The 15,410-nt window shown below is 71.0% G+C and carries 10 protein-coding genes; 4 read left to right on the top strand and 6 right to left on the bottom strand.

All coding sequences use genetic code 11. The features are described from left to right. Nucleotides 1-29: 29 nt before the first annotated feature. From QOM21_RS24975 to dusB, 4 genes are all read right to left on the bottom strand, one after another. Nucleotides 30-869, bottom strand: a complete 840-nt coding sequence (locus QOM21_RS24975; RefSeq protein ID WP_407553262.1) for an ArsR/SmtB family transcription factor — start codon at nucleotides 867-869, stop codon at nucleotides 30-32. A gap of 592 nt (nucleotides 870-1,461) precedes the next feature. Then, nucleotides 1,462-4,197 (bottom strand): pyruvate, phosphate dikinase, encoded by a 2,736-nt coding sequence (gene ppdK / locus QOM21_RS24970; protein ID WP_407553261.1) that lies wholly within the window; start codon nucleotides 4,195-4,197, stop codon nucleotides 1,462-1,464. Between the two features lie 724 nt (nucleotides 4,198-4,921). Continuing rightward, entirely contained in the window at nucleotides 4,922-5,494 is a 573-nt protein-coding gene (locus QOM21_RS24965) for a MarR family winged helix-turn-helix transcriptional regulator (RefSeq protein ID WP_407553260.1), read from the bottom strand. Between the two features lie 178 nt (nucleotides 5,495-5,672). Next, the gene (gene dusB / locus QOM21_RS24960; RefSeq protein ID WP_407553259.1) at nucleotides 5,673-6,800 is read right to left on the bottom strand and encodes a tRNA dihydrouridine synthase DusB; all 1,128 of its coding nucleotides are present in this window, start codon (nucleotides 6,798-6,800) and stop codon (nucleotides 5,673-5,675) included. 144 nt (nucleotides 6,801-6,944) lie between these two features. On the opposite strand from dusB, the gene QOM21_RS24955 reads away from it, so the two are divergent. Beyond that, nucleotides 6,945-8,399 carry an MFS transporter gene (locus QOM21_RS24955; RefSeq protein WP_407553258.1) on the top strand — a complete coding sequence of 485 codons (1,455 nt, stop codon included), beginning with the start codon at nucleotides 6,945-6,947 and terminating at the stop codon, nucleotides 8,397-8,399. A 179-nt stretch (nucleotides 8,400-8,578) separates the two neighbouring features. On the opposite strand, the gene QOM21_RS24950 is transcribed toward QOM21_RS24955, so the two are convergent. Beyond that, nucleotides 8,579-9,556: a helix-turn-helix transcriptional regulator gene (locus QOM21_RS24950; RefSeq protein ID WP_407553257.1), complete on the bottom strand. Its 978-nt coding sequence runs from the start codon at nucleotides 9,554-9,556 to the stop codon at nucleotides 8,579-8,581. A 101-nt stretch (nucleotides 9,557-9,657) separates the two neighbouring features. Here QOM21_RS24950 and QOM21_RS24945 point away from each other — a divergent pair, with 101 nt between their 5' ends. The 3 genes from QOM21_RS24945 (at nucleotide 9,658) to QOM21_RS24935 (ending at nucleotide 13,190) form a co-directional block, all read left to right on the top strand. Beyond that, a complete protein-coding gene (locus QOM21_RS24945) occupies nucleotides 9,658-11,172 on the top strand; it encodes an MFS transporter (RefSeq protein WP_407553256.1) in 1,515 nt (504 codons plus the stop codon). Nucleotides 11,173-11,491: 319 nt separating this feature from the next. Further along, nucleotides 11,492-12,496: an aldo/keto reductase gene (locus QOM21_RS24940; RefSeq protein WP_407553255.1), complete on the top strand. Its 1,005-nt coding sequence runs from the start codon at nucleotides 11,492-11,494 to the stop codon at nucleotides 12,494-12,496. 112 nt (nucleotides 12,497-12,608) lie between these two features. Continuing rightward, nucleotides 12,609-13,190, top strand: a complete 582-nt coding sequence (locus tag QOM21_RS24935) for a TetR family transcriptional regulator (protein ID WP_407553254.1) — start codon at nucleotides 12,609-12,611, stop codon at nucleotides 13,188-13,190. Between the two features lie 756 nt (nucleotides 13,191-13,946). Here QOM21_RS24935 and QOM21_RS24930 read toward each other — a convergent pair. Beyond that, nucleotides 13,947-15,329 (bottom strand): glycine--tRNA ligase, encoded by a 1,383-nt coding sequence (locus tag QOM21_RS24930; protein ID WP_393891914.1) that lies wholly within the window; start codon nucleotides 15,327-15,329, stop codon nucleotides 13,947-13,949. Nucleotides 15,330-15,410 lie beyond the last annotated feature (81 nt).

The raw sequence follows: 15,410 nt of genomic DNA, 5'->3' as shown, positions 1-15,410 counted from the left end.
ACCAGCCGTCCGACCGGCCGCCCACGGCGTCAGACCTGCCGCTCGCAGACCGCCGCCTCCGGGCGTGCGCCACGCAGCAGTGCCGCGCCCAGCGGAGTGAGGGTGTGCAGCACGGCGTTGCCCTGGCGCAGCGTGACCAGCAGCCCGGCGTCCCGCAGCACGGTCGCGTGCTGGCTGGCGGAGGCCAGCGAGACATCGACCCGGCGGGCGAGTTCACTGGTCGTGCAGCCGACGCCGATGCCCCGCAGGATCGCGGAGCGGGTCTGGCCGACCAGCCGGCCCAGCGAGCGCTCCGGCGGGGTCGGCGGCGCCAGGCGGGGCGTTTGGTGCTCGACCGGATAGACCAGTACGGGCGTCAGGTCCGGGTTGTGGAAGGTCACCGGGGTGCGGCGGCAGAAGTACGAGGGCAGCAGCAGCAGTCCCCGCCCGTTGAGGTGGAGGTCGCGGTCCACCGGATAGTCGGCCTCCAGGACGGGCGCCCGCCAGCGCATCATCGGCGGCAGCGAGGCGAGCAGCCGGTCCGCGCCGCCGTCGAGCAGGGCCCGCCCGCGGGCGGCCCGGTCGGCTTCGATGCGGCCCTGCAGACGCGGCCAGTGCGGCGCGACGGCCGCCTCGTAGTAACGCCGGAGGACGCCCGCGAGCCGGCCGAGCGGGCGGGTGTCGCCCTCGGCCATCGTCCGTACCCACGGCGGGAGCGGCCGGGCCGTGGAGAGCCGCGACAGCTCGTCGTGCAGCCGGACGGCGGGCGTCTCGCGCAGTGCGCACAGGGCGTCGTCCATCCCGAGAAGCCCTTCGGCGGGCGTCAGGAAATCCGGAAAATAGCCGCGCGTGGGCACGAGTGGCGCCAGCAGACGCGTTTCGCCATTCAACTTTCCGCGGGTCGCCGAACGCCATTTGCCGAACGCCGGATCGTCCCGTCTGTCACGTAGTCGGTGAAAACTTAAAACGGTCTCCCACAGCGCGTCCGGGCGTGCAGCAATCCGCACGCGGGCCAGATCGAGTCCACTGAAATGGACGCGTAACACCGAACCCCCACCCTTGGTTTCCTCAGTCGGCCCCCGGCTACGCCTGAGTATGCACGCCAACACGCCCTGTCACCATGCCCTTTTGGCCAGACTTGAAAAGGGTCGCGCCACCTGCACGGGGACAGGAATGCTGTACTCAATTCGACGGCGACGCGAACGGAACGGATTGCTCGATCCCGTGGGGGGTGATGGGCAAATGACCGGCCGTTCGGCGCTCCGTTGAAGGCCGCCTTCCCTCGCCGACTGGGGTGGCGGCAACTCCCGAGGGGGGAGTCCGGAGAAAAGCGAGGGCGGCACCTCCGCACAGGTGCCGCCCTCGTCGGGGTTCCGGAGCCGACAGCCGGGCGGCTGAGGGTCTGGTGCCGGGCCTCGGACTCCGGTGGTTTCCCGGGTCCCCCGGGCGCGCTGTGCGCCCAGGGTCCCCGTGCCGCTCCGACTAGCGGCTGTCGCTGCCCTTGGACTCGGCCGCCGCGCGGCCCGCCTCCAGTCGTGCGACCGGGATGCGGAACGGCGAGCAGGAGACGTAGTCCAGGCCCACCTCGTGGAAGAAGTGCACCGACTCCGGGTCACCGCCGTGCTCACCGCACACACCGAGCTTGAGGTCGGGGCGCGTGGCGCGGCCCGCCTCCGCGGCGTTGCGGACCAGCGAGCCCACGCCGTCCTTGTCGATCGTCTCGAACGGGCTGACGCCGAAGATGCCCTTCTCCAGGTACGCGGTGAAGAAGCTGGCCTCGACGTCGTCGCGGGAGAAGCCCCACACGGTCTGCGTGAGGTCGTTCGTGCCGAACGAGAAGAAGTCCGCGGACTCCGCGATCTGGCCGGCCGTCAGCGCGGCGCGGGGCAGCTCGATCATCGTGCCGAGGGTGAGCTTGAGGCTGACGCCGCGGGCCTTCTCGACCTCGGCGATGACCTGCTCGGCCTCCTCGCGGACGATCTCCAGTTCCTGGACGGTGCCCACCAGCGGAATCATGATCTCCGCACGCGGGTCGCCCTTGGCGTTCTTCCGCTCCGCGGCCGCCTCGGCGATCGCTCGCACCTGCATCGCGAACAGACCGGGGATGACCAGGCCGAGGCGGACGCCGCGCAGACCCAGCATCGGGTTCTGCTCGTGCAGCTTGTGCACGGCCTGGAGCAGGCGCAGGTCGTTCTCGTTGGAGTCCTTGCGGGCCTCGGCGAGGGCGACCCGAACCGACAGCTCGGTGATGTCGGGCAGGAACTCGTGCAGCGGCGGGTCCAGCAGCCGGACGGTCACCGGCAGCCCGTCCATCGACTCGAACAGCTCGATGAAGTCGGCCTTCTGCAGCGGCAGCAGCTGGCTGAGCGCGGCGTCCCGGTCGGTCTCGGTGTCGGCCAGGATGAGGCGCTCGACCATCTCGCGGCGCTCACCGAGGAACATGTGCTCGGTGCGGCACAAGCCGATGCCCTGGGCGCCGAAGCGGCGGGCGCGGGCGGCGTCCTCGGCGTTGTCGGCGTTGGCCCGCACGCGCAGCCGGCGCACCCGGTCCGCGTACGCCATGATCCGGTGGACGGCCTTGACCAACTCGTCCGCGTCCTCGGCGCCGGCGTGCATCCGGCCCTCGAAGTACTCCACGACCGGGGACGGTACGACCGGTACCTCGCCGATGTAGACCTTGCCGGAGGAGCCGTCGATGGAGACGACGTCGCCCTCCTCGATGACGGTGCCCTCGGGGGTCGTCATCCGGCGGGACTTGGTGTCGACCTCCAGGTCCTCGGCGCCGCAGACACAGGTCTTGCCCATGCCGCGGGCGACGACGGCGGCGTGCGAGGTCTTGCCACCGCGGGAGGTGAGGATGCCCTCGGCGGCGATCATGCCGTTGAGGTCGTCGGGGTTGGTCTCCCGGCGGATGAGGATGACCTTCTCGCCGGAGCGGGACCACTTGACGGCGGTGTAGGAGTCGAAGACGGCCTTGCCGACCGCCGCGCCGGGCGACGCGGCGATGCCGCGGCCGATCATCTCGGACTTCGCACCCAGGTCGAAGCGGGGGAACATCAGCTGCGCGAGCTGCGCGCCGTTGACCCGCTGGAGGGCCTCGGCCTCGTCGATCAGGCCCTGGTCGACGAGCTGCGTGGCGATCCGGAAGGCGGCACCCGCGGTGCGCTTGCCGACGCGGGTCTGCAGCATCCACAGCTTGCCGCTCTCGATGGTGAACTCGATGTCGCACAGGTCCTTGTAGTGCGTTTCGAGGGTTTCCATGATGTGCATCAGCTCGTCGTACGACGCCTTGTCGATGCCTTCGAGGTCGGCGAGCGGCACGGTGTTGCGGATACCGGCGACGACGTCCTCGCCCTGCGCGTTCTGCAGGTAGTCGCCGTAGACGCCCTGGTGGCCGCTGGCCGGGTCGCGGGTGAAGGCGACGCCGGTGCCCGAGTCGGGGCCGAGGTTGCCGAAGACCATCGAGCAGACGTTGACCGCGGTGCCGAGGTCGCCGGGGATGCGCTCCTGGCGGCGGTAGAGCTTGGCGCGGTCGGTGTTCCACGAGTCGAAGACCGCGCGCACGGCGAGGTCCATCTGCTCGCGGGGCTCCTGCGGGAAGTCCCGCCCGGTCTCCTTGGCGACGATCTGCTTGAACTGGTCGACCAGCGCCTGGAGGTCGGCGGCGTCCAGGTCGACATCGACGCTGACGCCCTTGGCCTGCTTGGCCTCCTCCAGCGCCTCCTCGAAGAGCTCGCCGTCGACGTCCAGCACGGTCTTGCCGAACATCTGGATGAGGCGGCGGTAGGAGTCCCACGCGAAGCGGTCGTCACCGGCCTGCGCGGCGAGGCCGGAAACCGACGCGTCCGACAGCCCGATGTTGAGGACGGTGTCCATCATGCCGGGCATGGAGAACTTCGCACCGGATCGCACCGATACGAGCAGCGGGTCGTCGGCCTGGCCGAGCTTCTTGCCCATCTTCTGCTCAAGGGCGTCGAGGTGCTGCGAGACCTCGGCACGCAGTGCCGCGGGCTCCGTACCACTGTCGAGGTAGACCTTGCATGCCTCGGTGGTGATGGTGAAGCCCGGGGGGACGGGAAGACCCAGGTTGGTCATCTCGGCGAGGTTCGCGCCCTTGCCACCGAGGAGGTCCTTGAGGTCCCTGTTGCCCTCGGTGAAGTCGTAGACGAACTTCGCGGTCTCGTGCTGGGTTACGTGGGGATCTTGTGTTTCCGACACGGAACTGGACTCCTCGCGGACGGCTGCCCTGACGGCGAGGAACATACCCAGATCGAAGGCACATGGGTACGTCCACTTGGTCGACATACGCGCGTAACCAGCCGTCCGCCAGCAGATCGAAAGTGATCTCCCCTTCGAGACTGCATTCATTACCTGAATGCAGCACTCCGCTACGCAATCGAAAGTGGATGGATGCGCTACGGAGAGCAATGGTTCGCTTGATCAATCGAACGCATGACGCGTGGCACCCGGTGCCACCATTGGAGAGGTGGAGCCCTGCTCGAAATGCTCATCTGAGCGCACCCCCTATCAGGGGTGGCGAGAATCACGCGCTGGGAGGGGTCCCGATTCCACCATCCGGACCGCCTCGCGGGCCGTCGGGCGGGCCCGTACCTGGTGGTCCCAGCCGTCCCGCGGACCCGCCGGAGACCTCCGTGGCGGAAAGGACGGGTGCCGCCGGCGCACTTTCGGCCACCTGGTCGAAGAGGGCGTCGACCTGCGGCGTCGACCTGCGGGGCCCGCTCCGCCCGAGCCGACAGCGGCCCCTGGAGGCCGTGTGGGCGGGGCCCAACAGCCAGGCCAGGAGCTTGATCCGGGCCCGCGACAGCGAGAGCCCGGATCAAGCCAATCGTTCGCAGGCGGCGGGAACACCGCGTCGGCGTCCGGGGTCGTATACGGCTCGGCGACCGGACGCCGCTCAGTTGAGCGGACCGGCGGCACCGGCTCAGACCTTCGCTCGCCGTCCGCTGCGCCGCGGCCGTGGGTCCTTGCCGTCCAGCAGTTCCAGCCGACGCTCCTCGCCGTGCGTCTCGACCTGCATCACGACGCGGCGCAGCAGATCCGCCAGCGTCAGCGCCTCGTCGTCCGCCAGCCCGTCCGTGACGAAGGCTTCCTCGGCGTTGAACTGCGGGAAGAGCCGGGCCATCAGCCGCTCGCCCTCGGGCGTGAGCGAGAGCAGCGCGAGCCGGCCGTCGGTCGGGTGGCCGTTGCGCTCCAGCAGGCCGCGGCCCTGCAGGGTGCGGGCGACGCCGGTGAGCGTGCCCTTGGAGATCCCCGCCTGCTCGGCGACCCGGCGGGTCTCCCGCTCGCCCCAGATCCACACCACCCACAGGACGACGAAGGAGGTCCAGGTCAGGTCCGCGGTGCGCAGCACGGAGTTTTCGAGGTGCTGGCGTACGGCGGCCGCGGCGCGGTAGATGTTGGCGACCGCGGCCATCGGCTCGTGCCGGACGGTCGTGTCGCCGAGCTTGGCCTGTACTGCCTTCTCCGTGTCCCTGATGGAACGGTGCCCGCTCACCACAGCATCTCCCTGGGGTCGCCCGTACGCCCTCGCGTGCGCGCCGCGCGCCCCATCCTTACCGCCGCGGGAGCTCGATACCGCCATTGATCGGGGTGCTCCCACCGTCCGGCCCAGCGCTGCTCGCGCACGGCCCACGGCGCCGCCCCTCGACGGCCGCGGCCGGACCGCCGGGCGATCAGCCGCCCGAGGTGTCCAGCTCCGCGCCGGCGTCCACGCCCGCGCAGTCGTACGGGTCGTTCAGCCAGCCGTCCGGCAGGACGACGCGGTCGCGGCCGGAGGTGCGCCCGCGGGGGCCGTCCGCGCCCGCAGGCCACGGCTGGTCCAGATCCAGCTCCGACAGCAGGGCGTCCAGCTGGTCGAGGGAGGAGGTCACCGCCAGGTTCCGGCGCATCTCGGAGCCGATCGAGAAGCCCTTGGTGTACCAGGCGACGTGCTTGCGGAAATCGATCACGCCGCGCGTCTCGTCCCCGATCCACTCGCCGAGCAGGGTGGCGTGCCGCAGCATCACGGCCGCGACCTCCTTGAACGTCGGCTGCGCGGCCGTGCCCGTGCCCTCGAACGCCGCGACCAGGTCGCCGAAGAGCCACGGGCGGCCCAGGCAGCCGCGCCCCACGACGACGCCGTCGCAGCCCGTCTCGCGCATCATCCGCACCGCGTCGTCCGCCGACCAGATGTCGCCGTTGCCGAGCACCGGGATCTCCGGGACGTGCTCCTTCAGCCGCGCGATGGCGTCCCAGTCGGCGGTGCCGCTGTAGTGCTGGGCCGCGGTCCGCCCGTGCAGGGCGATCGCGGTGATGCCCTCCTCGACGGCGATCCGCCCGGCGTCGAGGTAGGTGATGTGGTCGTCGTCGATGCCCTTGCGCATCTTCATCGTCACCGGCAGCGCGCCGGCGTTCGCCACCGCCTCGCGCAGGATCGAGCGCAGCAGATTCCGCTTGTACGGCAGCGCGGAGCCGCCGCCCTTGCGGGTCACCTTCGGCACCGGGCAGCCGAAGTTCAGGTCGATGTGATCGGCGAGGTCCTCTTCGGCGATCATGCGCACGGCCTTGCCGACGGTGTCCGGGTCGACGCCGTACAGCTGGATCGAGCGCGGCTTCTCGGTCGCGTCGAAGTGGATCAGCTGCATGGTCTTCTCGTTGCGCTCGACCAGTGCCCGCGTGGTGATCATCTCGCTGACGAACAGGCCCTTGCCGCCGCTGAACTCCCGGCACAGCGTCCGGAAGGGTGCGTTGGTGATCCCGGCCATCGGTGCGAGCACGACAGGCGGCTGCACCGAGTGCGGACCGATCTGCAGCAAAGTCATGGGAGGCGGATTCCTTCGACGGGTCGGGCGAGGCGGGTCGCGGGGCCGGCAGGGGGCGGCACGGTCGTGCGACCTCCCATTGTCCCGCACCGCGCGACCTGTCCTGCCAGGGCCGGTCACGACAGGTCGTTGTAGCGTTCAACCATGCCTGAGCTCAGCCACCGGCGGCGCCTGCTCGTGCTGGCGATCTGCTGCATGAGCCTGCTGATCGTCAGCCTCGACAACACCATCCTCAACGTCGCCCTGCCCTCGATGCAGCGCGAGCTGCACGCCTCGGTATCCGGCATGCAGTGGACCATCGACGCCTACACCCTCGTGCTGGCGTCGCTGCTGATGCTGTCCGGGTCGACCGCCGACCGGCTCGGCCGGCGCCGGATCTTCCTGATCGGGCTGGTCGTCTTCGCCGTCGGGTCGCTGCTGTGCAGCCTCGCGGCCGATCTGCAGTGGCTGATCGTCTTCCGCATGGTGCAGGCCGTGGGCGGCTCGATGCTCAACCCCGTGGCGATGTCGATCATCACCAACACCTTCACCGAGCCGCGCGAGCGGGCTCGCGCCATCGGGATCTGGGGCGGCGTCGTCGGCATCAGCATGGCGGCCGGTCCGGTCATCGGCGGACTGCTGGTGCAGACCGCCGGCTGGCGCTCGATCTTCTGGCTCAACGTCCCGATCGCCGCCCTGGCGCTGTTCCTCACCCTGCGCTACGTCCCTGAGTCGCGCGCCCCCGCCCCGCGCCGCGTCGACCCCGTGGGCCAGCTGCTGGTGATCACGCTGCTCGGCTCGCTGACGTACGCGATCATCGAGGCCCCCGAAGCCGGCTGGCACTCCCCGCAGATCCTCGGCTTCGCCCTGCTGGCGCTCGTCTCCCTCGCGGGGCTGCTCGGCTACGAGCGGCGGCGCCGTGAGCCCCTGATCGATCTGCGGTTCTTCCACAGTGCGCCGTTCAGCGGAGCCACCGTCATCGCGGTCTGCGCCTTCGCCGCGCTCGGCGGCTTCCTCTTCATGAACACCCTCTACCTGCAGAACGTCCGCGGCCTCTCCGCCCTGGACGCGGGCCTCTACATGCTGCCCATGGCGGGGATGACGCTGGTCTTCGCGCCGCTGTCCGGCCGGCTGGTCGGCAACCGCGGCCCCCGCCTGTCCCTGCTGCTCGCTGGCACCACGATGGCTCTCAGCGGGGTGCTGTTCGCCGCGTTCGACGCCGAGTCCAGCACGGCGCTGCTGTTCACCGGCTACGTCGTGTTCGGCATCGGCTTCGGGCTGGTCAACGCGCCGATCACCAACACCGCGGTGTCGGGGATGCCACGCGCCCAGGCGGGTGTGGCCGCCGCGGTCGCCTCCACCAGCAGGCAGGTCGGGCAGACGCTCGGCGTCGCGGTGATCGGTGCCGTGCTGGCGAGCGGGGCCCACGACGCGGCGAGCGACGGCGCCTTCATCGCGGCCGGCCGCCCGGCGTGGTGGATCATCACCGGCTGCGGCACGGCCGTCCTGCTGCTCGGCGCCCTGACCACCGGAGCCTGGGCGCGCGGCACCGCCCGGCGCACGGCGGCCCTCTTCGACGAGGCGTCCCCTGGCCGGAGCGCGGCGAACGCCAACTCCTGAGCGGGTACGGGGTCCCGCGGCGCGCGAGCCGACTGTGCCGGTGCGGCCTCGGGCGTCGGGCCATGGCGGCGTTGCGGCCGTACGGCGCTGCGGGATGCGGCATGCGGCATGCGGCACTGCCGGGTTACGGCGTTACGGTGTCTCGTCGTTACGGTCGGCCACCGTGCCCGGCCTGCGGTTCACGCTCCGGCCGGCGCCGGCTCCACCGACCGTGCCCCCTCTCGCCGCACGAGGCGATCCAGCCGTTCCAGCCGCTCCCGCGAAGCCTCGTCCACGGGCGTGTAGGCCAGCACCTTGGGGCCCGGGTTGGGCCCCGTCCACAGGCTCGTCGCGGACAGTTGCAGCAGGCCCACCTGCGGGTGCCGGAAGACCTTCGTGTTGCTCGACGGGCGGACGACCTCATGCCGCGCCCAGACCTCCCGGAACTCCGGCGACGCCTCCGACAGCCGTGCGAGCAGCGCCTTCCAGGCGGGCTCCGCGACGTGCTCGGCCATCGACGCCCGGAACTTGGCGGCCATCAGCCGGGCCGTGTTGTCCAGGTCGACCACCCTGGACCGCCACTCCGGGTGGGTGAACGCCAGCCACATGCAGTTGCGGTCCTCCTTGGGCAGCGCGTCGAGATCGCACATCAGCTGCCCGTACACCCGGTTGTGGGCCAGGATGTCGAACCGGCTGTTCTGCACCACCGCGGGGAACGGCGAGAGCTGGTGCAGGACCTGCCACATCCCCTCGGTGACACCGGTGCACTCCGTACCGGGCAGCGGATCGACCGACCCGGCCAGCGAGAACAGATGGCTGCGCTCGGCGCCGTCGAGCATCAGCGCACGGGCCACCGCGTCCAGCACCTGCGGTGAGACGTGGATGTCCCGGGCCTGTTCGAGCCAGGTGTACCAAGTGACACCGACCGCGGCGAGCTGTGCGACCTCCTCGCGGCGCAGCCCCGGGGTGCGGCGGCGGCTGCCGCGCGGCAGCCGGACCTGCTCGGGCGTGATGCGCTCCCGCCGGCTGCGCAGGAAGGCCGCCAGCTCGGCCCGCCGGGCGGCGCCGCCCCCGCGGGCGGCGCCGCGGCTGCCGCCCTCGTCACCCGGGGCGGCGACATGCGTACCCGGGCCACGGGGGTCTGTGGGAGCCTGCGTCCTGCTCACGTCCACGCTCATGCCTTCAGGGTGCCGCAGTCGGCAGCCGGTTGCCAGGTAGCGCTGGTACCAGGATAAGAAGACTCTGGTACCCCTTTGAGCGTACGGCGATCGTCGTTGTCGTGAGCGATACCCGAGTCCCGACCACCGACCCGCACGCCCCGGCCGGCACGACCCCGGCCCCTTCTTCCGCTTCCTCCGCACTTCCGGTCTCACCGGCTTCTCCGGCGTCCGCAGCGGCCACCACCCCGGCCACCTCCCTGCTGACCCCGCTCGGCCTGCTGACCGTGCTCCTCGGCGCGGCCCTCCCCCTGATCGACTTCTTCATCGTCAACGTCGCCCTGCCCACGATCGACCAGGATCTGCGGGCGGGCCCCGCGATGCTGGAGATGGTGGTCGCCGGCTACGGCGTCTCGTACGCCATGCTGCTGGTCCTCGGCGGCCGGCTCGGCGACATGATCGGCCGCCGCCGCCTGTTCCTGTGGGGCCTGGCCGCCTTCGGCGTGACCTCGCTCGCCTGCGGGCTGGCGCCGGACGCGTGGACGCTGGTGATCGCCCGGGTCGCGCAAGGCGGCGCGGCCGCACTGCTGCTGCCGCAGGTGCTGGCCACCATTCAGGCGACGACGACCGGCAAGCGGCGCGCCAAGGCGGTCAGCCTCTACGGGGGCACGGCCGGCGTCTCCAGCGCGGTCGGCCAGGTGCTCGGCGGGCTGTTGGTCTCCGCGGACCTCGCGGGCACCGGCTGGCGTGCGGTCTTCCTCGTGAACGTCCCGATCGCCGCCGTGGCCTGGCTGCTGGCCGCCCGCACCGTCCCCGAGACGCGCTCCCCACGCCCGTCCCGGGTCGACGGAACGGGCACCGTGCTGCTCGCCGTCTCGCTGATCACCCTGCTGCTGCCGCTGACCGAGGGCAGGGCGGCCGGCTGGCCGCTGTGGTCGTGGCTGCTCCTCGGCGTCTTCCCGTTCGTCGCCGTCGCGTTCGTCCTGGTCGAGCGCCGCGCGGAACAGGCCGGCCGCACCCCGCTGGTCCCGCCCTCACTGCTGCGCATCCCCTCCGTGCACAGCGGGCTGTCCATGCTGGTGCCGTTCTCCGTGGGCTTCGGCGGCTTCATGTTCGTGGTGGCAGTCGCCCTGCAGAACGGCCTGCACTACGGGCCGTTCGCGGCCGGCCTGTCCCTGGCGCCCCTGTGCGTCACGTTCTTCCTCGCCTCGCTGGCCGGGCCACGCCTGGTACAGCGCTTCGGCCGGCGCGTGGTCCTGACCGGGTCGCTGATCCAGGCGACCGGGCTGCTCGCCCTGGCGCTGACCTTCCGTGCCGGCTGGCCCGACGTGTCGGTGGCCGGCCTCGCGCCGAGCATGGCGGTCCTCGGCGTGGGCCAGGGCCTGGTGCTGCCGGTGCTGGTGCGCATCGTGCTGAGCGAGCTGCCGGCGACCCAGGCGGGCGTCGGGAGCGGCGTCATGGTGACCACTCAGCAGTCGGGTCTGGCGCTCGGCGTCGCCACCCTCGGCACCCTGTTCCTCACGCTTCTGCCGTCCCTCGGCATCCGCGACGCGCTGCTCTCCGTGCTCCTCGCGCAACTGCTCATCGTCCTGGGCACCACAGCGCTCGCCCTGCGCCTGCCGCGCGCCGTGCGCTGACGGGGAACGAGAACGAGGGCGAGCGCTAGAGCGAGAACGGGGCGGATGCTGCCAGCGGCACGGCCCTCGTCGGCCGGGCCCCATTTGGCCGGGCCGGCCGCTGGGGGCTTGCGTGGGAGCCTCCGTCGAGGTGCCGACGGGCGAGGGAATCCGGCAGACGAGGCGGCCTGACACCACAACGCGAAGACCGCCTCACACCCAACGACTGACAAATATTGAAATCTGTCAGCCGTCATGCCATAGTTGTTTCACGAGCTTCCGGCGGGACTCCTCACCGGCCGCTCGCGCCCTCGCCCCCGTCCTCCCTCTGGAGCGCACCGTGCAGACCCGCACCCTCGGCACCACCGGCCCCCAGACCTCCGCCCTCGGCCTCGGATGCATGGGCATGTCCGCCCTTTACGGCGACGCCGACCGCGCCGAGTCCATCGCCACGGTTCACGCCGCCCTCGACGCCGGCATCACCCTGCTCGACACCGGCGACTTCTACGGCATGGGCCACAACGAACTGCTGATCAACGAAGCACTGCGGACGGCGCCCGCGGCCGCCCGCGAAAGGGCGCAGACAAGCGTCAAGTTCGGCGCCCTGCGCACCGTCGAAGGCGCCTTCGCCGGCTACGACGGCCGCCCCGAGGCGGTCAAGAACTTCGCCGCCTACTCCCTCCAGCGCCTCGGCCGGGACCACATCGACATCTACCGCATCGCCCGGCTCGACCCGGCCGTCCCGATCGAGGAGACCGTCGGCGCCATCGCCGAGCTGGTCGAGGCCGGCCATGTCCGCCACATCGGCCTGTCCGAGGTCGGCGCCGAGAGCCTGCGCCGGGCCGCGGCGGTCGCCCCGATCTCCGACCTCCAGATCGAGTACAGCCTCATCTCCCGAGGGATCGAGGACGAGATCCTGCCGACCGCTCGCGAACTGGGCATCGGCATCACCGCCTACGGCGTGCTCGCCCGTGGCCTGATCAGCGGCCACTGGCAGCGCGACCGCAAGCTGGACGCCACCGACTTCCGCGGGATGTCGCCGCGGTTCCAGGGCGAGAACCTCGACCGCAACCTCGATCTGGTGGACGCGCTGCGCAAGATCTCGGAGCAGCGGAACGTCTCGGTCGCCCAGACGGCCATCGCCTGGGTGCTCTCCCGCGGCGAGGACATCGTCCCGCTGGTCGGCGCCCGTCGCCGCGACCGTCTGGCCGAGGCCCTCGGCGCCGCGAACTACCGGCTGGACGCCGATGACCTGGCCGCGATCGAGGCCGCGGTGCCGGCCGGGTCCGCCTCGGGCGACCGCTACCCGGCGGCGCAGATGGCGCACCTGGACAGCGAGCGCTGACCGCGGGGGCGCGCCCCAGTGGGCGCCGGGTACCGTCCCTAGGTATCTGGCGTAGGCGCTCCTCGGTGCCCCGCCGCCTCCGCCCGCCTCCCTCCGAAAGGCCGTCCGCCCCATGCCCCCCGAGACGTTGACCCCCGAGCGCATCCTCGAAGCCACCGAGGAGGTGCTGCGGCGCTATGGCCCGGCGAAGGCCACGGTCGTCGATGTCGCGCGCGCCCTGGGCGTCAGCCACGGCAGCGTTTACCGACACTTCCGTACGAAGGCGGCGCTGCGGGAAGCGGTCACGGAGCGTTGGCTGGACCGTACGAGCCAGGAGCTGGCGAGCATCGTCACAGAGGAGGGCCCGGCCGCCGGCCGCCTGGACCGCTGGCTCACCGCCCTTTTCGAAGCCAAGCGCCACAAGGCGGGTGACGACCCCGAGCTCTTCGCCACCTACATGACGCTCGTCGGAGAGAGCGGCGGCGCGGTCGACCGCCACATCACCGACCTCGAATCCCAGCTCACCACCATCATCGAAGCGGGCGTCACCGAGGGCACCTTCGACACCGCCTCCCCGGCCACCACCGCTCGCGCGGTCTTCGACGCCACCGGCCGGTTCCACGACCCCTGCTACGCCGCGGAGTGGTCCCGCCCGGACATCGCCACCGACTTCGACGCCGTCCGCGGCCTGGTGCTGCGCGGCCTGCGCGCCTGAACGAACAACGGACGAGCGGCCCGAGCAGACAGCGGCAGCGGCAGCGGCTGCGACTGCGACTGCGCGCCGTAACGCACAGCAGCTGCGGTCTGCGCGCCTGAACCGAAGGCGATTGCGACCTGCGCGCTCTAACGGAGGGGCGGGCTGCGCGCGCCTCAACCGAGAGCTTGCTGCGGCGCGGGCGCTAACCGGGCAGGCGGCCTGTCCGCCTGAACGGACGGCGGCTGCACGCCTGGTAGCGGCAGAGGGCCTGTATGTCTGGGCACTTGAAAGACAGCGGCGACCTGCGCGCCGTAACGGATGGGCGCCTGCGCACCGCAACGGCCAGGCGGGCTGCACGGCTGGGGGCATGAACAGACAGCGGGCGACCTGCGTGCGCCTAACGAACAGCGGCTGGAACCCGCGCGCCGCAGCGGGCCGGCGGGCTGCGCGCCTGAAGGACAGGCAGGCTGCATGTCCGTACCTGTGTCTGGGCCTGGGTCTGGGCCTGTGCCTGTGCCTGGGCCTGTGCCTGGGCCTGAACAATCGAATGACGATTGCGGGGCGGAGGGGGTGGGGGGCGGGGGCCCGGGGGGGGAAGCGAACCATCGGGAACGCCCCCTCACCCCCCGTCCAGCGCCCCACCCACCGCTACCCCCACCCCACCCCCACGCAAAAGCGCCGGTCAGGGCGGAGGGTCTCCGTGGCCTGACCGGCGCTTGAGTCAGCGGGCGGGGCGCGGCGCGGGGAGCCCGCGGGCGCGCGGCCCGTGGGGGCTCAGCAGCCCGGCAGTCGCGCACCCAGGTACGCCTGGATCTGGTCCAGGCTGACGCGCTCCTGCTTCATGGTGTCGCGCTCGCGCACCGTGACGGCGTTGTCGTCGAGGGTGTCGAAGTCGACGGTGACGCAGAACGGCGTACCGATCTCGTCCTGGCGGCGGTAGCGACGGCCGATGGCGCCCGCGTCGTCGAACTCGATGTTCCAGTTCTTGCGCAGGTCCGCCGCCAGGCCCTTGGCCTTCGGGGAGAGCTGCGGGTTGCGGGACAGCGGCAGGACCGCGACCTTGACCGGCGCCAGGCGCGGGTCGAGACGCATGACCGTGCGCTTCTCCATCTTGCCCTTGGCGTTGGGCGCCTCGTCCTCGATGTACGCGTCGAGCAGGAAGGCGAGCATCGCCCGGCCGACGCCGGCCGCGGGCTCGATGACGTACGGAGTCCAGCGCTCGCCGGCCTCCTGGTCGAAGTAGGAGAGGTCCTGGCCGGACGCCTTGGAGTGCGAGGACAGGTCGTAGTCGGTGCGGTTGGCCACACCTTCCAGCTCGCCCCACTCGGAGCCGCCGAACTGGAAGCGGTACTCGATGTCAGCGGTGCGCTTGGAGTAGTGCGACAGCTTCTCGGCGGGGTGCTCGAACCACCGGATGTTCTCCTCGCGGAGACCCAGGTCGGTGTACCAGTTCCACCGCTGCTGCATCCAGTATTCCTGCCACTCCTCGTCCTCACCCGGCTTGACGAAGAACTCCATCTCCATCTGCTCGAACTCACGGGTGCGGAAGATGAAGTTGCCCGGAGTGATCTCGTTCCGGAAGGACTTGCCCATCTGCGCGATGCCGAACGGCGGCTTCTTGCGCGAAGTCTGCTGCACCTGGGCGAAGTTGGTGAAAATACCCTGGGCGGTCTCGGGGCGCAGGTAGGCGACCGAGGCGGTGTCCTGGGACGGGCCGAGGTGGGTGGAGAGCAGGCCGGAGAACTGCTTGGGCTCGGTGAAGCCGCCCTTGTTGCCGCAGTGCGGGCAGTTGATGTCGGCCATGCCGTTCTCGGGCAGCTTGCCGTGCTTCGCCTCGTACGCCTCTTCAAGGTGGTCCGCGCGGAACCGCTTGTGGCAGGAGGTGCACTCGGTGAGGGGGTCGGTGAAGGTGGCGACGTGGCCGGACGCCTGCCACACCTCGGGGGCCAGGATCACGGACGAGTCGATACCGACGACGTCTTCGCGCGAGGTGACCATGGAGCGCCACCACTGGCGCTTGATGTTCTCCTTGAGCTCGACGCCGAGGGGCCCGTAATCCCAGGCAGCGCGGGAGCCGCCGTAGATCTCACTGGAGGGGTAGACGAAGCCACGGCGCTTGCTCAGGCTGACGATGGTATCGATCTTGTCGGCGGCCACGGTGCTCTCTTCATTAACGACGACGAACGATGGATGGGGCAGCGCCCAGCGCCTCGATGCGGGGTGGTGGTCGGTAGGCGG

The organism is Streptomyces sp. Pv4-95 (assembly GCF_045782725.1).
In the GTDB taxonomy this organism is placed as follows: domain Bacteria; phylum Actinomycetota; class Actinomycetes; order Streptomycetales; family Streptomycetaceae; genus Streptomyces.
This window is presented reverse-complemented; position numbering and strand designations above follow the sequence as displayed.

Excerpts from the sequence above, each read along its gene's own strand:
- QOM21_RS24950 (WP_407553257.1), bottom strand. The coding sequence starts at position 9,556 with ATGAGCGTGGACGTGAGCAGGACGCAGGCTCCCACAGACCCCCGTGGC.
- dusB (WP_407553259.1), bottom strand. The coding sequence starts at position 6,800 with ATGACTTTGCTGCAGATCGGTCCGCACTCGGTGCAGCCGCCTGTCGTG.
- QOM21_RS24935 (WP_407553254.1), top strand. The coding sequence starts at position 12,609 with ATGCCCCCCGAGACGTTGACCCCCGAGCGCATCCTCGAAGCCACCGAG.
- QOM21_RS24955 (WP_407553258.1), top strand. The coding sequence starts at position 6,945 with ATGCCTGAGCTCAGCCACCGGCGGCGCCTGCTCGTGCTGGCGATCTGC.